The following is a 22,397-nucleotide window of genomic DNA, read 5'->3' as shown; positions in this document are numbered from 1 at the left end:
AGCAGGGATTCCCTTATGAGCCACTTCGCCATCGTGGCCCCGGCGCTTTACAGCCACGTCAAGGCGCTCGAGGCGCTCGCCGCCTGCCTGGTCGCCCGCGGCCACCGGGTCACGTTCGTCCACCAGGCCGACGCTCGCTCGCTGATCAGCGAGCCGCGCATCGGCTTTTTCGCGGTGGGCCAAAAAAGCCATCCCGAAGGGCGCATGGCGCGTACGCTTGACCGGCTGGCAAACCCTTCCGGGGCGGGGCTCTTCGCCATGATTCGCGATCTGGCCGAGACCACCGACATGCTCTGTCGCGAGCTTCCCGCCGCCTTTGAGGCGCTCGGCATCGACGGCGTGATCGCCGATCAGATGGAGCCCGCCGGCGCTTTGGTCGCCGAGGGGCTCGGCTTGCCCTTCGTGTCGGTGGCCTGCGCGCTGCCGGTCAATCGCGAGACAGGCCTTCCGCTGCCGGTGATGCCGTTTCGCCTTGCCGAGTCTGAGCGCGCTCAAGGCATGTACGCCACCAGCGAGCGCATTTATGATCAAATGATGGGCCGCCACGCGCAGGTGGTCGCACGCCATGCCCTCGCCTTCGGGCTTTCGCCGCGCCGCGGGCTTCACGAGTGCCTGTCACCGCTTGCCCAGATCAGCCAGACGCCGCTCGCCTTCGATTTCCCCCGTACACGGCTTCCCGACACCTTCCACGCCGTCGGCCCGCTACGCCTGCCTAACGCCGGCGCCCGCCACCGGCGCCTGGAGGAGCTGCCGCTTCCCGAGCGCTTCGTGTTCGCCTCGCTCGGCACGCTGCAGGGCCACCGCTTTGGACTATTCAAGAAAATCGCCCGGGCGTGCAAACGCCAAGGTAAGGCGCTTTTGATCGCCCACTGTGGCAAGCTGGACGCAGCGCAAGAGGCAGCACTTACGCGCGCCGGGGCCACAGTAGCGGTGGATTTCGTTGACCAGCGCGAGGCTCTTAACCGCGCGGAGGCGGTCATTACCCACGGCGGGCTCAACACCGTGGTGGATGCCATCGACACCGCCACGCCGATGCTGGTCGTGCCGCTGGCCTTCGACCAGCCAGGCGTGGCGGCCCGGGTGCTGTATCACGGCCTTGGCGAGCGCGCCTTCCATTTTTCGCGCCCGGCGACGCTCGCGCAAAAGCTCGCCCGGCTCGACGCGTTTGATTATCGTGAACGGCTCACCGCGCTCCAGGCACCGCTTCGCGCCGCCGGCGGGGCCGAGCGCGCCGCCGCTATCGCCGAGCAGGCGCTGACCACGCACCGCCCGGTTTACACGGAGAGCGCCCATGAAGCAGTCGTATGATCTCATTCTCGTCGGCGCGGGGCTTGCCAACGCCCTGATCGCCTGGCGGCTTGGCAAGCGCCACCCAAACCTCGACGTGCTGGTGATCGAAGCCGGCCCCCGCCCCGGCGGCAACCACACCTGGTCGTTTCACCAGCACGATTTGAGCTCTGAGCAGCACGCCTGGATCGAGCCGCTGGTGGCCCACCGCTGGCCCGGCTACGAGGTGCGCTTTCCCGCGTTCAACCGGCATCTGGAAAGCGACTACCTGAGCGTGACCGCCGAGCGCTTCGCCGAGGTGCTCGAAGGTAATCTCGGCGAGCGGCTTTTGACCGATACTCGTGTGGCCGCCGTCACCCCGACCGGCGTGACGCTCGAGGACGGCACGGCGCTCACGGCGGGCGCGGTGATCGATGGGCGCGGCCCGGAAACGTCGTCCCACCTGACCATCGGCTACCAGTCGTTTCTGGGGCAGCAGTGGCGGATCAAAACGCCCCACGGGCTGACCCGGCCGATCATGATGGACGCTACCGTCGACCAGCAGGGCGGCTACCGCTTCGTCTACAGCCTGCCGCTCGATGAGTACACGCTGTTGATCGAGGATACCCACTACGTCGACGCGGCGGATCTGGACCCGGCGCAGGCCCGCGACAACATCGCCGCCTACGCCGAGCGCCAGGGCTGGGCGCTCGAAGCGCTTGAGCGAGAAGAGCACGGCCACCTGCCGATTACCCTGGACGGCGACATCGACGCCTTCTGGCAGACCGCTCAGGGCCAGCCGAGAAGCGGGCTGCGCGCCGGGCTCTTTCACGCCACCACCGGCTACTCGCTGCCCCACGCGGTGGCGCTGGCGGACGCGATCGCCGCACAGACGCATTTTGATGCCGCGTCGCTGTTCGAGCTGATCGACAATTTCGCTCGGCGGCGCTGGCGGGAGCAGCGGTTTTTTCGCATGCTCAACCGCATGCTGTTTCTGGCAGGCAAACCGGACCGGCGCTGGCAGGTCATGCAGCGCTTCTACACGCTGAACGACGGCCTGATCGAACGCTTCTACGCCGGTCGACCCACGCTTTTGGATAAGGCGCGCATCGTCTCCGGCAAGCCCCCGGTACCGGTGCGCGAGGCCATTCCGGCCGTGCTTAAACAAACCCCTCGGCTGCGAGCCTTCAAAGATGAGTAAAACGATCGTAATTGGCGCGGGCTTTGGCGGCCTGGCGTTGGCCATCCGGCTGCAGGCCGCGGGCATTCCGACCACGCTTTTGGAAAGCCGCGACAAGCCCGGCGGGCGCGCCTACGTCTACGAAGACGAAGGCTTCGTGTTTGACGCCGGCCCCACGGTGATCACCGACCCCAGCGCCCTCGAGGAATTATTCGAACTGGTCGGCAAGCGTATCGACCAGTACGTCGAGCTGCTGCCGGTCACGCCGTTTTATCGGCTCTGCTGGGAGTCCGGCGAGGTCTTTAATTACGATAACGACCAAACCAACCTCGAGCGCCAGATCGAACACTTCAACCCCAAGGACGTCGAGGGCTATCACCGCTTTCTCGACTACTCGAAGGCGGTGTTCGACGAGGGCTACGTCAAGCTTGGTACGGTGCCGTTTTTGAGCTTTCGCGACATGCTGCGCGCCGCCCCCCAGCTTGCCAAGCTGCAGGCCTGGAAGAGCGTTTACGCCAAGGTATCGCAGTACATCGAGGACGAGCACCTGCGCCAGGCGTTCTCGTTTCACTCGCTTCTTGTCGGCGGCAACCCGTTTGCCACCTCGTCGATCTACACGCTGATCCACGCGCTGGAGCGTAAATGGGGCGTGTGGTTTCCCCGTGGCGGCACCGGCGCGCTGGTCAAGGGCATGGCCAAACTGTTCGAGGACCTAGGCGGCGAGATACTGGTCAATGCCAAGGTCGAGCGTATCGAGATGGAGGGTAACCGCGCCCGCGGCGTGACGCTCCATGATGGCCGCGAGATTCCGGCGCGGGCCGTCGCGTCGAATGCCGACGTGGTGCACACCTACGAAAAACTCCTCGGCCACCACCCGGTGGGGGCCAAGCGGGCCAAAAAGCTCAAGGGCAAGCGCATGAGCAACTCGCTGTTCGTGCTCTACTTTGGCCTTGATCATAACCATACTCAGCTCGCCCACCACACGGTCTGCTTTGGGCCGCGCTATCGCGAGCTGATCGACGAAATCTTCAATAGCGACGGGCTGGCCGAGGATTTCTCGCTCTACCTGCACGCGCCGTGTGTCACCGACCCCTCGCTTGCCCCGGAAGGATGCGGCAGCTACTACGTGCTGGCCCCGGTCCCGCACCTGGGCACCGCTGCGCTCGATTGGGAGGTTGAAGGCCCGAAACTGCGCGAGCGCATCTTCGATTATCTGGAGAAGCACTACATGCCGGGATTACGCAGCCAGCTGGTCACCCACCGCACGTTCACGCCCTTCGATTTTCGCGATACGCTCGGCGCCCACCAGGGCTCGGCGTTTTCGATCGAGCCGATTCTGACCCAGAGCGCCTGGTTTCGCCCGCACAACCTGGACAGCCAGATCGACAATTTGTATCTGGTCGGCGCCGGCACCCACCCGGGCGCGGGCATCCCCGGCGTGATCGGCTCCGCCAAGGCGACCGCTAGGCTGATGGTGGAGCGGCTAACGTCAGAGAAGGAAAACGCATGAGCGAGGCGCTGCTCGATCACGCTACCGTGACCATGGCCGCGGGCTCGAAGAGCTTCGCCAGCGCCTCGAAACTCTTCGACCGGCAAACGCGCCGGGCCGCGCTGATGCTCTACGCCTGGTGTCGCCACTGCGATGATGTGATCGACGATCAAACCCTGGGCTTCAACAACGCGCCCTCGGAAGGCGAGCAAAAAGCGCAGAGCGAGGCGCGCCTGGCCGAGCTCAAGGCCCAAACCGCGCGCGCCTTCAAAGGCGAGCCGATGGAGGAGCCCGCCTTCGCCGCCTTTCAGGAGGTGGCGCTGACCCACGCCATTCCGCCCTCTCAAGCGTTCGATCATCTGGAAGGCTACGCCATGGACGTGCGCGACGAGCGTTATGAAACGTTTGAGGACACGCTGCGCTACTGCTACCACGTGGCGGGGGTGGTGGGGCTGATGATGGCCCGCGTCATGGGCGTGCGCGACGAGGCGGTGCTCGATCGTGCCTGCGATCTGGGGCTTGGGTTTCAGCTCACCAATATCGCCCGGGACATCGTCGAGGACGCCGAAGTGGGCCGCTGCTACGTGCCCGGCGAGTGGCTGCGTGAGGAAGGCTTGAGCGTCGAAGACATTCTCGACCCGAATCAGCGCGAGGCGCTCGCGCGCGTCTCGGCGCGCTTGATCGAGGCGGCGGAGCCTTATTATGCCTCGGCGCGCATCGGCATCGAGCAGTTGCCGCTACGCTCGGCCTGGGCGATCGCCACCGCGCTCGGGGCGTATCGCAAAATCGGCGTGAAGGTGACCCGAGCGGGCAAGCTCGCTTGGAACGGGCGTCAAAGTACCGGACGAAGTGAAAAAGTCGCGCTTTTGCTGGCCGGCGGGGCTAGCGCGCTGGGGTCTCGCGCTCGGCGGAACTCGACTCCGCGCTCATTGAGCCTTTGGCAGCGCCCGCGTTAGCGGCCTTGCGCCGTCGCAGCGTGGCCTCGAGCTTCTCCACCGGCGGGGCGTAGATGAAGCCAAACGACACGCCGCCGTGGCGGCCTTTCACCGCGTGATGCAGCCGATGGGCCTTGTAAAGGCGCTTCATGTAGCCGCGCCGCGGGATGAGGCTAAACGGCCACCGCTTGTGCACCAGCCCGTCGTGAAGCACGAAGTAGATCACCCCGTAGGCGGTCATGCCGGCGCCTATCCACTGCAGTGGCCAAGCGCCGGCGGTGCCGTAAGCGATCAGCACGATGGCGAGTAGCGCGAACACCACCGCATAAAGGTCGTTGCGCTCAAACCAGCCAGTGCGCGGCTCGTGGTGCGAGCGGTGCCAGCCCCAGCCAAAGCCGTGCATGATGTACTTGTGGGCCAGTGTCGCCACCACTTCCATAGAGGCGACGGTGAGCACTACGATCAGCGTATTGAGCAGCACGTGCATCGCGGCTCCTTCTATGGGTTAGCGGCGCTCTGCAAAGAACGCCTTCAAAAGCTTTTTCGAAGCCCCTGCCAGTACGCCGGCCTCGACCTCGACGCGGTGATTGAACCAGGGCTGGGCGAGCAGATTGGCCTTCGATTCGACCATGCCGGTGCGCGGCTCGGCGGCGGCGTAGACCAGCCGTGCGATGCGCGCGTGGACCATGGCGCCTGCACACATCATACAGGGCTCCAATGTGACATACAGGGTGCAGCCGTCAAGGCGATAGTTGCCAAGCGCCTCGCCCGCCGCGCGCAGCGCGCGAATTTCCGCGTGGGCGCTGGGGTCACGGCTTTCGACCGGGGCATTGTGAGCGGCCCCGATGATCTCGCCTTTGGGGTCGACCACCACCGCCCCCACCGGCACCTCGCCGGCGGCGGCGGCCCGGTGCGCCTGATCCAGCGCCCGGTACATGTAAAATTCGTCGCTGCGCATCGGGGCGAACTCCGCTAAGGTAGCCAGTCGATCGAGAAAGCGGCTAAACGCCATAGGATACCGAGAATGAACGACGCGCTGAAGACGCTATTGAACGTACTGGATCTCGAAACCCTGGAGGAGACGCTGTTTCGCGGCCAGAGCCAGGATCTGGGCTTTCCCCAGCTCTACGGCGGCCAAGTGCTCGGCCAGGCCTTGGCAGCGGCGTCGCGCACCGTGGAACCCGAGCGTCTGCCCCACTCCCAGCACGGCTACTTTCTGCGCCCGGGCGACCCACACCGCCCGGTGGTCTATCAGGTGGACAACGTACGCGACGGCAAAAGCTTCACCACCCGCCGCATCACCGCGATCCAGAAGGGCCGGCCGATCTTTTTCTGCAGCGCCTCGTTTCAAAGCCCGGAGCCAGGGTTTACGCACCAGCTCACCATGCCCGACGTGCCGGCCCCTGAAGCGCTGATCGAAGAAGGCAACGTCAAGCACGAGCGCTTTCCCGGCCATCCGATCGAGTTTCTGCACCTCGACCACAACCCGACGCCCGCCGCCCCGGCTGGACGCGGGCTCTGGTTTCGCATCAAGGGGGAGCTGCCCGAGGATCCGGCGCTTCACCGCCACCTGCTCTCCTACTCATCGGACTTCAATCTGCTGACCACCGGGCTGATTCCCCATGGCGTCGAGTTCGGCGACCCGCAGCTTCGCATCGCAAGCCTCGACCACGCGCTGTGGCTACACCAGGACACCCGCGTCGACCAGTGGCTCTTCTACTCCATCGACTCGCCCTGGGCCGGCGGCGCCCGAGGACTTGCCCGCGGCAGCATCTTCGACCGCCAAGGGCGGCTGGTCGCCTCCACCGCTCAGGAAGGGCTGACGCGCTACCCGCAGGCATGATTCGTTGAAAAGGATCTCGGGTGGTGGGCCCAGAAGCAACCCTGCGCGGGGGCGCCATGAATACGTCCTTGTAGGCTACTTTCGCCATCCCTGGCGAAAGACCCCCGCTCAGACTTGCTTCTGGGCGCAAGTATATTGGGGGGCTCCACAGCCCTTCAATCAAAAAAGCCCGTCAATGACGGGCTTTGTCGATCTGTTCGAAAGCTTTTCTAGCCGCCATACACGTTGTTGATCGTCTTCAGCGGGTAGTGCGCCGGATACGGCTTGCGCGCCACGCCGGAGTCCACGGCGGCCTGAGCGACGGCGGAGGAGACGCGCTCGAGCAGGCGTACGTCCACCGGCGTGGGGATGATGTACTCGCGGCCAAAGCTCATCTCGGTGCGCTCGTAGGCGTTCAATACCTCTTCCGGCACCGGCTCGCGGGCCAGGTCCTTCAGCGCGTGCACCGCGGCGAGCTTCATCGCCTCATTGATGCGCGTGGCGCGCACGTCCAAAGCGCCGCGGAAGATGAACGGAAAGCCCAGTACATTGTTGACCTGATTAGGGAAGTCCGAGCGGCCGGTCGCCATAATCACGTCCGGGCGCGCCTCGCGGGCGACGTCCGGGTGGATCTCCGGATCCGGGTTGGTGCAGGCGAAGATGACCGGATCCTTGGCCATCTTCTTGACCTGCTCGGCGCTCAAAAGGCCAGGGCCAGAGAGGCCGATGAAGACGTCAGCGCCGTCGATGGCGTCATCCAGGGTGCGCATCTCGGTATCGCGGGCAAATTCCGCCTTGTACTCGTTGATGTTTTCGCGCCCACTATGGATCACGCCGCGCCGGTCGAGCATCACCAGGTTCTCGGCGCTGGCTCCGCAGCTGATCAGAAGGCGCATGCAGGCGATCGCCGCCGCTCCTGCGCCCATGCAGACGATTTTGACGTCTTCGATGCGCTTGCCGGCGATCTCCAGGGCGTTGAGCATGCCCGCGGCGGTGACGATCGCGGTGCCGTGTTGGTCATCGTGAAAGACCGGCACCCGGCAGCGCTCGATCAGCGCTTTCTCGATCTCGAAGCACTCCGGCGCCTTGATGTCCTCGAGGTTGATACCGCCCCAGGTGTCGGCGATGCGCGCCACGGTGTCGATGAACGCCTGCGGGTTCTCGGCGTCGACCTCGATATCGACCGAGTTGATGCCGGCGAAGCACTTGAACAGCACGCCCTTGCCTTCCATGACCGGCTTGCTGGCCAGCGGCCCCAGGTTGCCGAGGCCCAGAATGGCGCTGCCGTCTGAAATGACCGCGACCAGATTGCCCTTGCCGGTGTAGCGGTAGGCGTTTTCGGCATCGGCGGCGATTTCGCGTACCGGCTCCGCCACGCCCGGGCTGTAAGCCAGCGACAGATCACGAGCGGTGGCGGTGGACTTGGTCAACTCGACCGATAGCTTTCCTGGAATGGGGTTAGCGTGATAGTCGAGCGCTGCCTGCCGGTTCGCATCTGTCATGGTCAAATCCGTCATCCTAAAGTTGAAAAGTGACTCAAGAGTATAGAAAAAGCCGAAGAGCCTCAAGCGCCGTCAACCTAAACACGAATATCGACATTTGACGTCACTTTGCTTAAAAATAAAAACTTTTAGCCTCTATTTGGTAGAACTTATAGCAAAGCGCTCGAGCCATAACGCTTTGCTTATTGATGCGCCGCAGCATTTATGGAAAAACTTTCCATTATTTCATGGGTATAAAAAAACCCACGCCGAGGCGTGGGTTTTTGGCACCGGCACGTGCGTGCCGGCAAGCGGGCGTTTTAGCCGCGCTTCATGGCAGCGCCAAAGCGCTTGTTGAAGCGCTCTACGCGGCCACCGGTGGTCGCTTGCTTCTGCTTGCCCGTGTAGAACGGGTGGCAGTTGGAGCACACGTCCAGAGAAAAGTCCTGACCGGAGGTAGAACCCACCTGGAAGGCGTTGCCACAAGAACACGTCGCGGTGACCGTGTTGTAATTCGGGTGAATACCTTGTTTCATCGTGAACCTCACTCGCTTATGCCGCCACCTGATCCGTTGCCAGGCACCGCATAGGGGGTTGAAATAACTGCTTAACCGGATAGTCGCTCACATAAAACCGGGTTGGTAAAACGTGTAGCGGGCGCATATTCTAGCAACTTTTACGCCGGAGGCCAATTGCCCGCTTTCTTTTCTTCAACGCCCGCTCCAAAGGCGCCCACGGCCCCCGGCGCGCTTCAGGTGGCCCTGCCCTCGCCGCTGCGTCAGCTGTTCGACTATTTGCCCGGCTGCCAGCCGCCGGCCGGCGGCTGGCAGCCGGGGCTTCGCGTGCGCGTACCGTTTGGCCGGCGCGACGTGGTGGGCGTAGTCATTAATTTGCTCGCGCAAAGCGCGCTGCCCCGCGAAAAGTTAAAGCCGATTTCCGAGGTGCTCGATGAGGCGCCGCTGCCAGAAGATTGGCAGTGGCTTTGCCACTTCACCGCGCGCTACTACCAGCACGGCCTGGGCGACACCATGCAGCTGGCCATGCCGGCAAGGCTCCGTCAGGGCTACCCCATGGCCGGACGCACCGTCACCCAGTGGCAGGCCGTCGGCGAGCAGACGCCGGATTCGCTTAAAAACGCCCCCAAACAGGCCGAGCTCTACGCGCTTTTGCGCCAGCACGCCCATGGCCTGCCGACCCAGGCGATCAGCGCCCACGGCTATACCAAAGAGCAGCTCAGCGCGCTTGCCCGCAAGGGACTGATCACTTCAACGGAGCTCTCCCGCCAGGCGGGCCGGCGGGTCGACACCGCATCGGGCCTGCTCGCCTCGCCGTCGCTTGCGCTCAACCGCGAGCAGGCAACGGCGCTGGCCGCGCTGCACGAAAACCTGAACGGCTACCACCCCTGCCTGCTGGAAGGCGTTACCGGCAGCGGCAAGACCGAGATCTATCTGCAGCTGATCGAGGCGGTCGCCGCCAAGGGCAAGCAGTCGCTGGTACTGGTGCCGGAGATCGGCCTGACCCCGCAGACGCTTTCGCGCTTTAAAAGCCGCTTCAAGGTGCCGGTGGTGGCGCTGCACTCCGGGCTCAACGACGCCGAGCGCATGGACGCCTGGGAAGCCGCCGCCGACGGGCGAGCGCTGATCGTGATCGGCACCCGCTCGGCGATCTTCACGCCGCTGGCCAAACCCGGGGTGATCATCGTCGACGAAGAGCACGACGGCTCTTATAAGCAGCACGACGGGCTTCGCTACCACGCCCGCGATTTGGCCGTTGCGCGCGCCCACCATCATCAGATACCGCTTCTGCTGGGCAGCGCCACGCCGTCGCTTGAAAGCCTTCAGCGCGCGCTGGGCGGCGACTACCGCCACCTGCGTCTCACCCAGCGCCCGAGCCGCCACCCGCCGGCCAAACTCGAACTTCTGGACCTTCGCCATCAGCGCCGCCAGGGCGGGCTTCTGCCCGGCGCGCTCAAGGCGATCAAGTCGACGCTGGCCGCCGGCAAGCAGGTACTGGTGTTCATCAACCGGCGCGGCTTCGCCCCGCGCCTTGCCTGCCATGGCTGCGGCTGGATGGCGGACTGCGACCAGTGCGACGCGCGCATGACGCTGCACCGCCAGCCGCCGCTTCTGGCCTGCCACCACTGCGACAGCCGGCGGGCGCTGCCGGACGCCTGCCCCGAGTGTGGCAGCGGCGATTTACGCGCGCTCGGCGCCGGCACCGAGCGCACCGAGGAGACGCTGACGGGGCTTTTTCCCGACACCACGATCTACCGCATCGACCGCGACAGCACCCGGCGCAAGGACAGCTTTGACCAGGTGCTCAAGGAGGTTCACCGCGGCGAGCCGTGCATTCTGGTCGGCACCCAGATGCTCGCCAAGGGCCACCACCTGCCCCACGTCACGCTCGTGGTGGTGATCAACGCCGACGGCGGGCTCTACAGCGCGGACTTTCGCGCGCTCGAACACAGCGCCCAGCTGCTCGAACAGGTGGCCGGGCGCGCCGGGCGCGCTGCCCATCCGGGCCGGGTGCTGGTCCAAACCCTGCACCCGGACGACCCGCACCTGGGCCAGCTGGCCGAGCACGGCTATGGGGCGCTTGCGCGCAACCTGCTCGAGGAGCGCAGGCTAGCCAAACTGCCGCCGTTTGGCTTCATGGCGCTGCTACGTCTGGAGAGCCCAAAGGAGCAGGCCGCGCTTTCGCTTGCCCAGGGCGCCGCCCAGGCGCTGAGAGAGTGGCTCAAAGTATCCAGCGTGCAGGCGCGCTGTCTGGGGCCGGTGCCCGCGCCGATGGAACGGCGTCAAAACCGCTACCACGTGCACGTGCTGATCGCCGCGGACAAGCGCAGCCAGCGCCACGCCGCGGCCAACTACCTAGTCCAGTGGCTGGACGCTCACCGCGAGGCGCGCAGCGTACGCTGGTCGATCGATATCGACCCGCAGACGCTGGCGTAAGCGAGTGAGAGCCCAGACAAGACGGCGAGTGCTCGCTTTCGAACCCGATACGGCTTTGAAAGTGAGCGCCAATTGCCGATAATGGCGGTTTTACGTGTACCGGGCCTTTTTGCGTCGATGCTCTCAAACGTCAACATCGACCGCCCCTTTTTTACCGAACGCGCACGATTAGACGCACACGCCGCCACCCAAAATTTCGGATATTCAAATGAAAGAGACGATCACTTCCCTGCTCCAGGGCGCCATCGACGCGCTCAAGCACCAGGGCGTGCTGCCTGTTGATCTGACCCCGACGATCAAGATCGACCCGACAAAGGATAAGGCCCACGGCGACTACGCCACCAACCTGGCGCTGATGCTGGCTAAACCCGCCGGCATGAAGCCGCGTGAGCTCGCCGAGCAGCTCGTCGAAGCGCTGCCCGAAAGCGACGCGATCGCCAACACCGAGATCGCCGGCCCCGGTTTCATAAACTTCTTTGCCGCCACGGACGCCGCCGCGCAGATCATCGTGCAGGTGCTCGATTCCGGCGACGCCTTCGGGCGAAGCCTCGTCGGCCAGGGCGAGAAGGTGCAGGTCGAGTTCGTCTCCGCCAACCCGACCGGCCCGCTGCACGTAGGCCACGGCCGGGGTGCCGCGATCGGCGACTGCCTGAGCCGGCTGCTGGAGGCCACCGGTTTTGAAGTGACCCGTGAGTTCTACTACAACGACGCCGGCGCCCAGATCCAGAACCTAGCCCTCTCGGTACAGGCCCGCGCCAGGGGGCTCGGCCCGGACGACGACAGCTGGCCGGAAGACGGCTACCGCGGCGACTACATCAATGACGTTGCCCAGGACTATCTGGCCGGCAAGACCGTCTCTGCCGACGACCGGGAAGTGACCGGCAAGGCGGACCCGGAAGATCTCGACGCCATTCGCGATTTCGCCGTCGCCTGGCTTCGCCGCGAGCAGGATTTGGACCTCAAGGCCTTCGGCGTGGCGTTCGACGTCTACTTCCTCGAATCCTCGCTCTACGAGCAGGGCAAGGTCGAGGAGACCGTCGCGCAGCTGATCGACAACGGCCACACCTATGAGGAAGACGGCGCGATGTGGCTGCGCACCACCGATTTCGGTGATGACAAGGACCGCGTGATGCGCAAGACCGACGGCGGCTATACCTACTTTTTGCCGGACGTGGCGTATCACCACAACAAGTGGAACCGCGGCTTCAAGACAGTAATCAACGAGCAGGGCGCCGACCACCACTCGACCGTCACCCGCGTACGCGCCGGGCTTCAGGCGCTGGAAGTCGGCATTCCAAAGGGCTACCCGGACTACGTGCTGCACCAGATGGTGATGGTGACCCGCTCCGGCGTCGAGGTGAAGCTCTCCAAGCGCGCCGGCAGCTACGTCACCCTGCGCGATCTGATCGACGAAGTGGGGCGCGACGCCACGCGCTTCTTCCTCGCCGCGCGCCGGGCGGACTCCCAGCTCACCTTCGATATCGATCTGGCCCGCTCGCAGTCCAACGACAACCCGGTCTACTACGTGCAGTACGCCCACGCCCGGGTGTGCAGCATGATGCGAAAGGCCGACGCCGACTCTCGCGCCTTCGATTTCGATCAGGCGATGGCGAATCTGGCGATCCTTGATAGTGACCAGGAGAAGGCGGTGCTCAATCGCCTGGCGCGCTACCCGGAAGTGGTCGAGCAGGCCGCCCGCGCCCGCGAGCCGCAGCAGATTTCCCAGTATCTGCTGGATCTGGCCGCGGACTTTCACACCTGCTACAACGCGGTGAAAGTGATGGTCGACGACGACGCGACTCGAAACGCGCGTTTGGCGCTGGGCCTGGCCACCCGCCAGGTGCTGCGCAACGGGCTCGATCTAATGGGGGTCAGCGCCCCGGAGGAGATGTAAACCATGGCCAAAGCGCGCAAGCGGCCCAGCCGCCGCGGAGCAACCAGCCAGCGTAAAACGCCGAAAGAGCCCGGCAGCGGTTTTCGTTTGCCGGGCTGGCTCTGGGCGCTGGCCGGTATCGCCGTGGGTTTCTTTCTGGCCCAGCATCAGCACGGCACCGCCCCCTGGCAGGAGCAAAACGCCACGCCCGAGGCGACGGTGCTGCCAAAGCCGCCGGGTAGCGACGAGCGTAGCGCCGCGCGCCAGACCGAAGGTGACGCCGAGCCCTCGATGCCGACCTTCGAGTTCTACACCCTGCTGCCGGAAACCGAAGTCATCGCCCCCGGCGGGGCGCTGCCCTCGACGGTCAATCGCCCGGAAGCACCGCCGGCGGGCGCCGAGAATGACGGCGCCTCCGGCGACGATCCGATCGCCCAAGTGATCGCCGCCAACACTCGCCCGGAAGAGCAGGCCCAAAGCGCCCCGGCAACGCCGGCCGAGCCCGCGGCGCAGACGCCCACCACGCCCAACCGCTATATGCTGCAGGCGGCGTCGTTCAAGGAGCTTGCGGACGCCGAGCAGCTGCGCTCGCGGCTTCGCAACCTGAGCCTGCTGGCGCAGATCACCGAGGTGCAGGCCAGCGGCGATATCTGGCACCGCGTTCAGGTGGGGCCTTACGAGGACACCCGCGAGCTCAACCGCGCCCAGGACCTGATGGCCACCCAGGGCATCGAGCCGCTGTTGATTCAGCTGCAAAACTAGCGCGCCCCGCGTGGGCGCGGTCATAAAAGCCAGGCAGAACCCTAAGCGGGCGGTTGATTTTTTATCGACCGCCCGCATTTTGTGGTGAATCGCTCAGGTTTTTACGCGCTTTAGTTGCGGCCGCAAGGCGGCCGATAAGTTATCGGGAGTCTTTTCTCCCTCAAGGAGTCATCTCCATGACCACGATCGTATCCGTACGCCGCGGCAACCAGGTCGCCCTCGCCGGCGACGGCCAGGTATCACTTGGCAATACCGTGATGAAGGGCAATGCCAGCAAAGTGCGCCGCCTCTACCGGGGCAAGGTGCTTGCGGGCTTCGCCGGCGGCACGGCGGACGCCTTCACCCTGTTCGAGCGTTTCGAAGCGCAGCTCGAGAAATACCAGGGCCATCTGACCAAGGCCGCCGTGGAGCTGGCGAAAGACTGGCGTACCGACCGCGCGCTCCGCCGGCTCGAGGCGCTGTTAGCCGTGGCGGATCACAGCGCCTCCCTGATCATCACCGGTAACGGCGACGTCGTCGAGCCAGAGCGCGGCATCATCGCCATCGGCTCCGGCGGCAACTTCGCCCAGGCCAGCGCCCGCGCCCTTCTCGAGAACACCGAGCTCGGCGCGCGAGAAATCACCGAAAAATCCCTGCAAATCGCGGGCGACATCTGCGTATTCACCAACCACCACGTCACGCTCGAAGAGCTGAACATCGACGACCGTTGAGGCTTTTTTCATGACCCAGATGACACCCCGCGAAATCGTTCACGCCCTCGATCAGTACATTATTGGCCAGCAGGACGCCAAGCGCGCCGTGGCGATTGCGCTTCGCAACCGCTGGCGGCGCATGCAGCTCGACACGGACCTGCGCCCGGAAGTCACGCCCAAGAACATCCTCATGATCGGCCCGACCGGCGTGGGCAAGACCGAGATCGCCCGGCGCCTGGCCAAGCTCGCCCGCGCGCCGTTCATCAAGGTGGAAGCGACCAAGTTCACCGAGGTCGGCTATGTCGGCCGCGACGTCGAGTCGATCATTCGTGACCTGATGGAAGCAGCGATCAAGATGGTCCGCGAGCACGCCAAGGAAGAGGTCGGCCACCGCGCCGAGGACGCCGCGGAAGACCGTGTACTCGACGCCCTGCTGCCGCCGCCCCGCGGTCAGGAAGACAAGCCGCGCGAAGAGAACGCCACCCGCCAGTCGTTTCGCAAGAAGCTCCGCGAAGGTCAGCTCGACGACAAGGAGATCGAGATCGAGGTGTCGTCTCAAGGCCAGGGCGTGGACATCATGACCCCGCCAGGCATGGAGGAGATGACCAACCAGCTGCAGAGTCTCTTTTCCAACATGGGCCAGCAAAAGCGCGAGCATCGCAAGGTCACGGTGAAAGAGGCGCTGGTGCTGCTGCGCGACGAGGAAGCCGGCAAGCTGGTCAACGAGGAAGAGATCAAGGCCCGCGCGGTGGAGTCAGTCGAGCAGCACGGCATCGTGTTTCTGGACGAGATCGATAAGGTGGCCAAGGGCAGCGGCCAGTCGAGCGGTGGCGAAGTCTCCCGCGAAGGCGTGCAGCGCGATCTGCTGCCGCTGATCGAGGGTTCGACCGTCTCCACCAAGTACGGCATGGTCAAGACCGACCATATCCTGTTTATCGCCTCCGGCGCGTTTCATCTCTCGCGCCCGTCGGATCTAATTCCGGAGCTTCAGGGCCGCCTGCCGATTCGCGTCGAGCTCGATGCGCTCACGCCTCACGACTTCAAGCGCATTTTGACCGAGCCCTCGGCCTCGCTGACCAAGCAGTATCAGGCGCTGCTCGCCACCGAAGGGTTGGACGTCGACTTCACTCAGGACGGCATCGAGCGTATCGCCGAGATCTCCTGGCAGGTCAACGAAGGCACCGAAAACATCGGCGCCCGCCGCCTGCACACCGTGATGGAGCGCCTGCTCGAAGAGGCGTCGTTCAAGGGCGGCGATATGGATAGCCCACTGGTGGTCGACGCCGACTACGTCAACGCACAGCTGGGCGAGCTGGCCGTCGACGAGGACCTGTCGCGCTATATTCTATAACGGCGCTGCAAGGCCTGACGGCCACATGCCGTCGTTAAAACCAACAACGCAAACGGGCGGGTGATTCACTCGCCCGTTTGCTCATTACCGCGTCGATAACCGCTTTGGGGAGTTCACCCGATGGATAGCCCGATTCCCACCCACGTGCACTACCACAAGAAAAACCGCCTGCTGGAGCTCACCTACCCGGGGGATCGGCACTACCGCGTGCCGATCGAGCTTCTGCGCGTCTACTCGCCCTCGGCGGAGGTGCGCGGCCACGGCGCCGACACCGCCGTGCTGCAAACCGGCAAGCGCGACGTGGGCCTGATGGACATCAGCCAGGTCGGCCACTACGCGCTCAAGCTGCACTTCGACGACGGCCACGACAGCGGTCTCTACAGCTACGACTATCTTTATGAACTCGCCACCCAGCAGGACGCCTACTGGGCGGAGTATCTGCAGGCGCTCAGCGACGCCGGCGCCTCCCGCGAGCCGGCGGGCATTCAGTTCAAACAGCTTTGAGGCGCTAACGTGCTGAAAGTCGGCCTTACAGAGAGAAGCATGCGCCGCGGTTAAGTGACCCGGGCGCAGACAAAACCGCCGGGAGAAGGCTACAATACAGCCAACCTAAACCAGCGATGATCGCAACGTCATCGATATCCGCCTCGAACTCGGGAGCCCGTCGCCTCATGAGCCCCACGGAAAAGCGCACCACCCATTTTGGCTATCAGGAAGTCCCGCTCGACGAGAAAGCCTCGCGAGTCGCGGATGTGTTTCACTCAGTGGCCGCGCGCTACGACGTGATGAACGACCTGATGTCCTTTGGCATTCACCGGGTATGGAAGCGCCTGACCATCGAGCGCTCTGGTGTGCGCCCCGGTCACCGGGTGCTGGACATCGCCGGGGGCACCGGCGATCTGACGCTCAAGTTTTCGCGCATGGTCGGCCCGCGCGGCAAGGTGGTGCTGGCCGATATCAACGCCTCGATGCTGAACGTCGGCCGCGATAAGCTGATCGACCAGGGCGTGGGCGGCAACGTCGAGTACGTGCAGGCCAACGCCGAGAACCTGCCCTTCCCGGACAACCACTTCGACTGCATCACCATCGCCTTTGGGCTTCGTAACGTCACCGATAAGGACGCCGCGCTGCGATCCATGGCGCGGGTACTCAAGCCCGGCGGGCGGCTTTTGGTGCTGGAGTTCTCCAAGCCTGGCAACCCGCTGCTAAGCAAGGCCTACGACGAGTACTCGTTTCGCTTTCTGCCGAAAATCGGTGAGCTGGTGGCGAAAGACGGAGAGAGCTACCGCTACCTGGCCGAATCGATTCGCATGCACCCGGACCAGCCGACGCTGCAGGCGATGATGGAAGCCGCGGGGCTCGAGCGGGTGGAGTACACCAACCTCACCGGCGGTATCGTCGCGCTTCACCGCGGCATCAAGCTATGACGCCTGGCAGCGCAACGCTTCCCGCTCCATTGACGCGACAATCGAGGCGCGCATGCGATTGACCCCGCCCCTGCTTCTGGCTGGATGCGAACGCACGCTGAATGCCCTGCTCGCCCGCGACCCGGCCGCACCCAACCGGCTGGCGGCCCTCGCGGGCAGCCAGCTGTTGGTCCGGCTAGAAAAACCGCACCTGGCGCTTTTGCTCGCCTATCATGAAACCGGCGTCGACCTGCTCCCCGGTGACGAGGTGGATGAAGCTGAGGCGGATGCAACCGTCGAGCTGACCCCGGAAACGTTTTCGGAGTGGCTCAGCGGCGCCTCGATCGAGCGGCTGATGTTCGACGGCAAGCTCGCGGTGCGCGGGCGTATTGGCCTGTTGGAAGCGACCCGCGATCTGTTTTTCGATCTGGAGCTCGACTGGGAAGGCGAGCTTGCCGGCTGGATCGGCGCAACGCCCGCCCACTCGCTGGCCGAAGGCGTTCGCCGCCTGAACCGTTTCGGGCTGCGTGCAAAAGATGAGCTTTTACAGGATCTCTCCGAGTACGTTTTCGAAGAGGCGCGGATGCTCCCGGGACGGGCGCAGCGCGACGTGCTACGCGACGCCCTGACCGATCTGGACATGGCCACCGACCGGCTGGAAGCGCGCCTCGATCGCCTGACACGGCGCTTGAACGCGGGGCTCAACAAGAACGCCGACCCGGCTCGGGAGCGCTTTACATGAGCCTGCGGCTGTTCAAGATTCTGTGGGTTATCGCGCGCCACCGCCTCGACACGCTGATTCCCATGGAGCGGCTGCCGCTTTGGCTGCGCGTGATGATGTGGTTTTTACCGCTGCGCCTGATTCCGGTAGGCAAGCGCTCCCGCGCCGAGCGCCTGCGTCTGTCGCTGGAGTCACTCGGGCCGATCTTCATCAAGTTCGGCCAGATGCTCTCCACCCGGCGCGATCTTCTGCCCGACGACATTTCTGATGAGCTTAGACGTCTGCAGGATCAGGTGCCGCCATTTCCCGGCGAGCTCGCCGTGGCGCGGGTGGAGCGTGAGCTCGAGATGTCCCTCGAGCAGGCCTTTGCCCGGTTTGATCGCGCCCCTCTCGCCTCCGCCTCGATCGCCCAGGTTCACGCCGCCACGCTTCACACCGGCGAAGAGGTGGTGGTCAAGATCATCCGCCCCGGTATCGACGCGGTGATGCGCCAGGACATGGCGCTGATGTACAGAGCCGCCAAGCTGATGGCCCGGGTGCCCGAGGCCAAGCGTCTGCGCCCGGTCGAGGTCATTCGCGACTACGAATCGACGCTGTTCGACGAGCTCGACCTGTACAAGGAAGCCGCCAATACCTCTCAGCTCAAGCGCAATTTCAAGGATTCGGCGCTTCTCTTCGTGCCCACCATTTACTGGCCCTTCACCCGGCGCCACGTCATGGTTCAGGAGCGCATTCGCGGCGTGCCGGTGGCGGATCTCGACACGCTGATCAAGCAAGGCGTCAACCTCAAGAAACTCGCCGAGCGCGGCGTCGAGCTTTTCTTCACCCAGGTGTTTCGCGACAACTTCTTTCACGCCGACATGCACCCGGGCAACATCTTCGTCAACGCCGACAACCCGGAAGACCCGCAGTACATCGCCATCGACTGCGGCATCGTCGGCAGCCTTACCCGGGAAGACCAAGATTACCTGGCGCGCAACCTGCTGGCGTTTTTCCATCAGGACTATTACGAGGTGGCCGCGCTTCACATCGAATCCGGCTGGGTCGGGGAAAATACCCGCGCCAACGAGTTCGCCGCCGCCATTCGCACCGTGTGCGAGCCGATTCTCGAAAAGCCGCTCAAGGACATCTCCTTTGGCCAGGTGCTTTTAGGGCTTTTCCAGACCGCTCGCCGCTTCAACATGGAAGTCCAGCCGCAGCTGGTGCTGCTGCAAAAAACGCTTCTCAACATTGAGGGTTTGGGGCGCCAGCTCTACCCGGAGCTCGATCTATGGAGCACCGCCAAGCCCTATCTCGAGCAGTGGATGAAAGAGCGCGCCGGCATTGGCGGGCTTTGGGAGTCGCTCAAGCGCCAAGCGCCGGAGCTTTCCCACCAGCTGCCCGAGCTTCCGGTGCTGGCCCACCAGGCGCTATCACGCATGGAGCAGGAGCACCGCCAGCGCCACCAGCAGGCCCACGCCATTACCCGGCTCGACGAGAAATTCACCCAGCAGAAAAAGCGCCACCACCGCCTGCGCGTTGGCATCGCGCTGGTGGCCGTAGCACTTGCCTGGCAGCCGCTGAGCGAGTGGGCGCTGGCGCAGCCCTGGCAGGTGCTGGCCGCGGCCGCTGCCGGGCTGGCACTGCTTTTATGGCAGTAACGGCGTTTGTGATACGCTAACTCGACAGCACTCACAACGACACTCTCAACAACACGCCCGCGCCTCTTTTGCGGGTTCGATTCGCGCCAACGCCAAGGATTTCGATGAGCACTACCGCGACCACGCCCGTTCTGGATCACCTAGCCCAGGTTCTTGCCGAGCGGCGCCATGCCGCGCCCGAGGCGTCCTACGTGGCCTCGCTGCATCACAAGGGGCTCAACAAGATTCTGGAGAAAGTGGGCGAGGAAGCGTTCGAAACCGTGCTGGCCGCTAGAGACGCCGAACACGGCGACGAGCAGGCGCGCCAGGCACTTATCGCCGAAACCGCGGATCTATGGTTTCATAGCATGGTGATGCTCTCGCATTTGGAGCTCGACCATCAGCGCGTGCTCGACGAGCTGGCGCGGCGCTTCGGGGTCTCCGGCCACGACGAAAAAGCGTCCCGTTAGCACCGCCCACGCCCTTTCCACGCGTTTTACGCCAAGGCCTTATGAGGAAACGACCATGTTAGGTGGCATCAGTATCTGGCAGCTATTGATTGTATTGGGCATCATCATTTTGATTTTCGGCACCAAAAAACTGCGCAACGTCGGCACCGACCTGGGCGGCGCGGTGAAAGGCTTCAAAAGCGCGATGAGCGAAGAAGACAAGGAAAAAGAGAAAGCCTCTGAAAAGGATGCCGCCAAGGTCGCCCACGAAGAACCGGGCAACACTTTTGATGTGCAGGCCGAAGAGAAGCGCAAGGCCGAGCAGCAGCGCGAAGAGCGCCCATAAGCCATGCTGGATATCGGCTTTCTCGAACTCATGCTGATCGGCATCGTCGGGCTGTTAGTGCTCGGCCCCGAGCGTCTGCCGAAGGCGGCGCGTACCACCGGCATGTGGATCGGCAAAATCAAGCGGACGGTATCCGGCATGCAGCGCGAAATCAGCGCCCAGCTCGAAGCCGAGGAGCTGCGCCAGAAAATCAGCGAGCAGCAGAAAAAACTCGACCAGAGCCTAAAGCAGGCCAAGCGTGACGTGGAGAGCATCGCCTCGCCCGCTTCGCACGCAAAGCAGACCAGCGAAGACACCGAAAAACGCGCCGCCCGTGCCAGCGCCCGGCTCGACGATGCGCTCGAAAACGTTCACGAGACGCCAGCACCGCAAAGCGATACCACGCCCGCCGAGGCCGACCCGAACAAGGACCGCAGCCAGCCATGAGCAACCCGGGCGACTATCCCCCTTCGCATAAAGACCAGCGTCCGCGCGAGGAGTTAAGCCAGGCGCCGCTGGTCGAGCACCTGATCGAGCTGCGCTCGCGGCTCATCAAGGCGGTGGCGGTGGTACTGGTGATGTTTCTGGCGCTCTACGCCTTTGCCAACGACATCTACGGCTTCGTCGCCGAGCCTCTAATCGCGCTGTTGCCGGCGGGCTCGCAGATGATCGCCACGGAAGTGGCCTCGCCTTTTTTGGCGCCGTTCAAGCTCACTCTGGTGGTGGCGGTATTTCTGGCGATCCCCTTCGTGCTCCACCAGGCCTGGGCGTTCGTGGCGCCCGGGCTCTACGATAACGAAAAGGCGCTGGCGATTCCGATTCTAGTGTCGAGTGTAGCGCTCTTTTACGCCGGCGCGGCCTTCGCTTACTACGTCGTCTTCCCGCTGCTGTTCGAGTTTTTCACCCAGACCGGGCCGGAAAACGTGGCGGTGATGACCGACATCAATCAGTACCTGAACTTCGTGCTGAAGCTGTTTTTCGCCTTTGGCGTGGCCTTCGAGATTCCCATCGCCACCTTCCTGCTGATTCTCTCCGGCGCCACCACGGTGCAGAGCCTGTCGCAAAAGCGCCCCTACATCATCCTAGGGTGCTTCGTGATCGGCATGCTGCTTACTCCGCCGGACATCATCTCCCAGAGCCTGCTGGCCATTCCGATGTACCTGCTCTACGAGGTCGGCCTGCTGTTCGGCCGACTGGTGCGCAGGCGCCAGCTGCGTGCCGAGGCCGAGGCCGAGGAGAGCGGCGAGTAGTCGTTTCCCTCTTGTCGCCATAAAAAAGCCTCTGCGTCGGCAGAGGCTTTTTTCGCTTTGTCAAAGCGTTAGCGCTGGCTACTTGTTGGTCTGATCGATCATCTCATCGATGCGCTCGACCAGCTTGAAGATACCGGTGGCGGCTTCCCCAATGCTTTGGGCCTGCATGTAGGCGGGGGTGGTGACGACCCGGTGCTCCAGGTCGACGACGATATCGTCGACGTCGCAGCTTTTGTGCAGCCCGCCCATGGCGCTGATCGCCCCGGCAACGCTCGGGTCGCGCCCAATGGTCACCGAAATGCCGTCGCCCAGCAGCCGGGGTACCAGCACCGGGGCGATGCACATCAACCCGATCGGCTTGGCGTCCTCCTTGAAAGCGGCAAGCGGGGCTTTCAGGCTTTCGAGCACGCTCATGGCGTCGCCCTTCTCGGCGAAGTCGCAGAGGTTTTTGGCCACGCCGAAGCCGCCGGGGACGATGACCGCATCGAAGTCATCGGCGTCGAGCTCGGTGATGGGCTGGATATCGCCGCGCACGAGCCGCGCCGACTCCTTCAACACGTTGCGCGTCTCGCCTTCCTCGGCCTCTTGGGAGAGGTGATTGATCACGTGATGCTGATCGATGTCCGGCGCAAAGGCGCGGTAGGCGATGCCGAGCTGGTCGAGGCGCAACAGCGTCAGAGTCGCCTCATGGATCTCCGATCCATCATAAGCGCCGCAGCCGGCCAGAATCACTGCTACTTTTTTGCTCATGCCTGTCTCCCTTGGTAATACCCATGATCTTTAACGGCGAGCGATAGTGTGGAGTCGACACTCTAATCACTCTTC

23 protein-coding genes are annotated in these 22,397 nt (G+C 64.0%); 18 read left to right on the top strand and 5 right to left on the bottom strand.

Annotated elements, in window-relative coordinates; genetic code table 11:
* Positions 1-15: 15 nt before the first annotated feature.
* The 4 genes from ACGLWX_RS06420 to crtB are packed head-to-tail and all read left to right on the top strand — an operon-like array spanning position 16 to position 4,891.
* On the top strand, positions 16-1,308 hold the full coding sequence (locus ACGLWX_RS06420) for a glycosyltransferase (protein WP_396238306.1): 1,293 nt from the start codon (positions 16-18) through the stop codon (positions 1,306-1,308).
* Positions 1,292-2,467, top strand: coding sequence for a lycopene beta-cyclase CrtY (gene crtY / locus ACGLWX_RS06415; RefSeq protein WP_396238304.1), 1,176 nt, complete (start codon positions 1,292-1,294; stop codon positions 2,465-2,467). The genes ACGLWX_RS06420 and crtY overlap by 17 nt, the downstream gene beginning before the upstream one ends.
* Positions 2,460-3,956 carry a phytoene desaturase gene (locus ACGLWX_RS06410; RefSeq protein ID WP_396238301.1) on the top strand — a complete coding sequence of 499 codons (1,497 nt, stop codon included), beginning with the start codon at positions 2,460-2,462 and terminating at the stop codon, positions 3,954-3,956. Before crtY ends, ACGLWX_RS06410 begins: the two co-directional genes overlap by 8 nt.
* Positions 3,953-4,891: a 15-cis-phytoene synthase CrtB gene (gene crtB, locus ACGLWX_RS06405; RefSeq protein WP_396238299.1), complete on the top strand. Its 939-nt coding sequence runs from the start codon at positions 3,953-3,955 to the stop codon at positions 4,889-4,891. Before ACGLWX_RS06410 ends, crtB begins: the two co-directional genes overlap by 4 nt.
* Here crtB and ACGLWX_RS06400 read toward each other — a convergent pair.
* Together ACGLWX_RS06400 and tadA are read right to left on the bottom strand one after the other, a co-directional pair.
* Complete coding sequence (locus tag ACGLWX_RS06400) at positions 4,818-5,357, bottom strand: sterol desaturase family protein (RefSeq protein WP_396238297.1); 540 nt, start codon at positions 5,355-5,357, stop codon at positions 4,818-4,820. The genes crtB and ACGLWX_RS06400 overlap by 74 nt on opposite strands.
* 18 nt (positions 5,358-5,375) lie before the next feature.
* On the bottom strand, positions 5,376-5,828 hold the full coding sequence (gene tadA / locus ACGLWX_RS06395) for a tRNA adenosine(34) deaminase TadA (protein ID WP_396238295.1): 453 nt from the start codon (positions 5,826-5,828) through the stop codon (positions 5,376-5,378).
* A 66-nt stretch (positions 5,829-5,894) separates the two neighbouring features.
* Between tadA and ACGLWX_RS06390 the strand changes: the two genes are divergently transcribed.
* A complete protein-coding gene (locus ACGLWX_RS06390; protein WP_396238293.1) occupies positions 5,895-6,713 on the top strand; it encodes an acyl-CoA thioesterase in 819 nt (272 codons plus the stop codon).
* Positions 6,714-6,922: 209 nt separating this feature from the next.
* On the opposite strand, the gene ACGLWX_RS06385 is transcribed toward ACGLWX_RS06390, so the two are convergent.
* Positions 6,923-8,194 carry a malic enzyme-like NAD(P)-binding protein gene (locus tag ACGLWX_RS06385; RefSeq protein ID WP_252106246.1) on the bottom strand — a complete coding sequence of 424 codons (1,272 nt, stop codon included), beginning with the start codon at positions 8,192-8,194 and terminating at the stop codon, positions 6,923-6,925.
* A 299-nt stretch (positions 8,195-8,493) separates the two neighbouring features.
* A complete protein-coding gene (gene rpmE / locus ACGLWX_RS06380) occupies positions 8,494-8,709 on the bottom strand; it encodes a 50S ribosomal protein L31 (protein WP_252106245.1) in 216 nt (71 codons plus the stop codon).
* Positions 8,710-8,865: 156 nt separating this feature from the next.
* On the opposite strand from rpmE, the gene ACGLWX_RS06375 reads away from it, so the two are divergent.
* From ACGLWX_RS06375 to tatC, 13 genes are all read left to right on the top strand, one after another.
* Positions 8,866-11,124: a primosomal protein N' gene (locus tag ACGLWX_RS06375; RefSeq protein WP_396238291.1), complete on the top strand. Its 2,259-nt coding sequence runs from the start codon at positions 8,866-8,868 to the stop codon at positions 11,122-11,124.
* A gap of 208 nt (positions 11,125-11,332) precedes the next feature.
* On the top strand, positions 11,333-13,018 hold the full coding sequence (gene argS, locus ACGLWX_RS06370; RefSeq protein WP_396238289.1) for an arginine--tRNA ligase: 1,686 nt from the start codon (positions 11,333-11,335) through the stop codon (positions 13,016-13,018).
* A gap of 3 nt (positions 13,019-13,021) precedes the next feature.
* On the top strand, positions 13,022-13,759 hold the full coding sequence (locus ACGLWX_RS06365; protein ID WP_396238288.1) for an SPOR domain-containing protein: 738 nt from the start codon (positions 13,022-13,024) through the stop codon (positions 13,757-13,759).
* A gap of 176 nt (positions 13,760-13,935) precedes the next feature.
* Positions 13,936-14,469: an ATP-dependent protease subunit HslV gene (hslV, locus tag ACGLWX_RS06360; RefSeq protein ID WP_252106241.1), complete on the top strand. Its 534-nt coding sequence runs from the start codon at positions 13,936-13,938 to the stop codon at positions 14,467-14,469.
* A gap of 10 nt (positions 14,470-14,479) precedes the next feature.
* The gene (gene hslU, locus ACGLWX_RS06355) at positions 14,480-15,802 is read left to right on the top strand and encodes an ATP-dependent protease ATPase subunit HslU (protein ID WP_252106240.1); all 1,323 of its coding nucleotides are present in this window, start codon (positions 14,480-14,482) and stop codon (positions 15,800-15,802) included.
* 120 nt (positions 15,803-15,922) lie between these two features.
* A complete protein-coding gene (locus ACGLWX_RS06350; protein ID WP_252106239.1) occupies positions 15,923-16,306 on the top strand; it encodes a gamma-butyrobetaine hydroxylase-like domain-containing protein in 384 nt (127 codons plus the stop codon).
* A 167-nt stretch (positions 16,307-16,473) separates the two neighbouring features.
* Positions 16,474-17,229, top strand: a complete 756-nt coding sequence (gene ubiE, locus ACGLWX_RS06345; protein WP_252106238.1) for a bifunctional demethylmenaquinone methyltransferase/2-methoxy-6-polyprenyl-1,4-benzoquinol methylase UbiE — start codon at positions 16,474-16,476, stop codon at positions 17,227-17,229.
* A gap of 52 nt (positions 17,230-17,281) precedes the next feature.
* A complete protein-coding gene (locus ACGLWX_RS06340) occupies positions 17,282-17,950 on the top strand; it encodes an SCP2 domain-containing protein (RefSeq protein WP_396238287.1) in 669 nt (222 codons plus the stop codon).
* On the top strand, positions 17,947-19,569 hold the full coding sequence (ubiB, locus tag ACGLWX_RS06335; RefSeq protein ID WP_252106236.1) for a ubiquinone biosynthesis regulatory protein kinase UbiB: 1,623 nt from the start codon (positions 17,947-17,949) through the stop codon (positions 19,567-19,569). Before ACGLWX_RS06340 ends, ubiB begins: the two co-directional genes overlap by 4 nt.
* A 104-nt stretch (positions 19,570-19,673) precedes the next feature.
* Positions 19,674-20,018: a phosphoribosyl-ATP diphosphatase gene (locus ACGLWX_RS06330; RefSeq protein ID WP_252106235.1), complete on the top strand. Its 345-nt coding sequence runs from the start codon at positions 19,674-19,676 to the stop codon at positions 20,016-20,018.
* 55 nt (positions 20,019-20,073) lie between these two features.
* Positions 20,074-20,343 (top strand): Sec-independent protein translocase subunit TatA, encoded by a 270-nt coding sequence (gene tatA, locus ACGLWX_RS06325; RefSeq protein ID WP_396238286.1) that lies wholly within the window; start codon positions 20,074-20,076, stop codon positions 20,341-20,343.
* Between the two features lie 3 nt (positions 20,344-20,346).
* Entirely contained in the window at positions 20,347-20,769 is a 423-nt protein-coding gene (gene tatB, locus ACGLWX_RS06320; protein WP_396238285.1) for a Sec-independent protein translocase protein TatB, read from the top strand.
* The gene (tatC, locus tag ACGLWX_RS06315) at positions 20,766-21,572 is read left to right on the top strand and encodes a twin-arginine translocase subunit TatC (RefSeq protein WP_396238284.1); all 807 of its coding nucleotides are present in this window, start codon (positions 20,766-20,768) and stop codon (positions 21,570-21,572) included. The genes tatB and tatC overlap by 4 nt, the downstream gene beginning before the upstream one ends.
* A gap of 78 nt (positions 21,573-21,650) precedes the next feature.
* Here the strand turns inward: tatC and elbB are convergent, their stop codons facing one another.
* Positions 21,651-22,322 carry an isoprenoid biosynthesis glyoxalase ElbB gene (gene elbB, locus ACGLWX_RS06310; RefSeq protein WP_396238282.1) on the bottom strand — a complete coding sequence of 224 codons (672 nt, stop codon included), beginning with the start codon at positions 22,320-22,322 and terminating at the stop codon, positions 21,651-21,653.
* Positions 22,323-22,397: the final 75 nt, after the last annotated feature.

The organism is Halomonas sp. HMF6819, assembly GCF_044335525.1.
GTDB lineage: Bacteria > Pseudomonadota > Gammaproteobacteria > Pseudomonadales > Halomonadaceae > Vreelandella.
The sequence above is the reverse complement of the archived record's forward strand: the minus strand, read 5'-3'. Positions and strand labels throughout refer to the sequence as shown.

Excerpts from the sequence above, each read along its gene's own strand:
- ACGLWX_RS06420 (WP_396238306.1), top strand. The coding sequence starts at position 16 with ATGAGCCACTTCGCCATCGTGGCCCCGGCGCTTTACAGCCACGTCAAG.
- crtY (WP_396238304.1), top strand. The coding sequence starts at position 1,292 with ATGAAGCAGTCGTATGATCTCATTCTCGTCGGCGCGGGGCTTGCCAAC.
- ACGLWX_RS06410 (WP_396238301.1), top strand. The coding sequence starts at position 2,460 with ATGAGTAAAACGATCGTAATTGGCGCGGGCTTTGGCGGCCTGGCGTTG.
- crtB (WP_396238299.1), top strand. The coding sequence starts at position 3,953 with ATGAGCGAGGCGCTGCTCGATCACGCTACCGTGACCATGGCCGCGGGC.
- ACGLWX_RS06400 (WP_396238297.1), bottom strand. The coding sequence starts at position 5,357 with ATGCACGTGCTGCTCAATACGCTGATCGTAGTGCTCACCGTCGCCTCT.
- tadA (WP_396238295.1), bottom strand. The coding sequence starts at position 5,828 with ATGCGCAGCGACGAATTTTACATGTACCGGGCGCTGGATCAGGCGCAC.
- ACGLWX_RS06390 (WP_396238293.1), top strand. The coding sequence starts at position 5,895 with ATGAACGACGCGCTGAAGACGCTATTGAACGTACTGGATCTCGAAACC.
- ACGLWX_RS06385 (WP_252106246.1), bottom strand. The coding sequence starts at position 8,194 with ATGACAGATGCGAACCGGCAGGCAGCGCTCGACTATCACGCTAACCCC.
- rpmE (WP_252106245.1), bottom strand. The coding sequence starts at position 8,709 with ATGAAACAAGGTATTCACCCGAATTACAACACGGTCACCGCGACGTGT.
- argS (WP_396238289.1), top strand. The coding sequence starts at position 11,333 with ATGAAAGAGACGATCACTTCCCTGCTCCAGGGCGCCATCGACGCGCTC.
- ACGLWX_RS06365 (WP_396238288.1), top strand. The coding sequence starts at position 13,022 with ATGGCCAAAGCGCGCAAGCGGCCCAGCCGCCGCGGAGCAACCAGCCAG.
- hslV (WP_252106241.1), top strand. The coding sequence starts at position 13,936 with ATGACCACGATCGTATCCGTACGCCGCGGCAACCAGGTCGCCCTCGCC.
- hslU (WP_252106240.1), top strand. The coding sequence starts at position 14,480 with ATGACCCAGATGACACCCCGCGAAATCGTTCACGCCCTCGATCAGTAC.
- ACGLWX_RS06350 (WP_252106239.1), top strand. The coding sequence starts at position 15,923 with ATGGATAGCCCGATTCCCACCCACGTGCACTACCACAAGAAAAACCGC.
- ubiE (WP_252106238.1), top strand. The coding sequence starts at position 16,474 with ATGAGCCCCACGGAAAAGCGCACCACCCATTTTGGCTATCAGGAAGTC.
- ACGLWX_RS06340 (WP_396238287.1), top strand. The coding sequence starts at position 17,282 with ATGCGATTGACCCCGCCCCTGCTTCTGGCTGGATGCGAACGCACGCTG.
- ubiB (WP_252106236.1), top strand. The coding sequence starts at position 17,947 with ATGAGCCTGCGGCTGTTCAAGATTCTGTGGGTTATCGCGCGCCACCGC.
- ACGLWX_RS06330 (WP_252106235.1), top strand. The coding sequence starts at position 19,674 with ATGAGCACTACCGCGACCACGCCCGTTCTGGATCACCTAGCCCAGGTT.
- tatA (WP_396238286.1), top strand. The coding sequence starts at position 20,074 with ATGTTAGGTGGCATCAGTATCTGGCAGCTATTGATTGTATTGGGCATC.
- tatB (WP_396238285.1), top strand. The coding sequence starts at position 20,347 with ATGCTGGATATCGGCTTTCTCGAACTCATGCTGATCGGCATCGTCGGG.
- tatC (WP_396238284.1), top strand. The coding sequence starts at position 20,766 with ATGAGCAACCCGGGCGACTATCCCCCTTCGCATAAAGACCAGCGTCCG.
- elbB (WP_396238282.1), bottom strand. The coding sequence starts at position 22,322 with ATGAGCAAAAAAGTAGCAGTGATTCTGGCCGGCTGCGGCGCTTATGAT.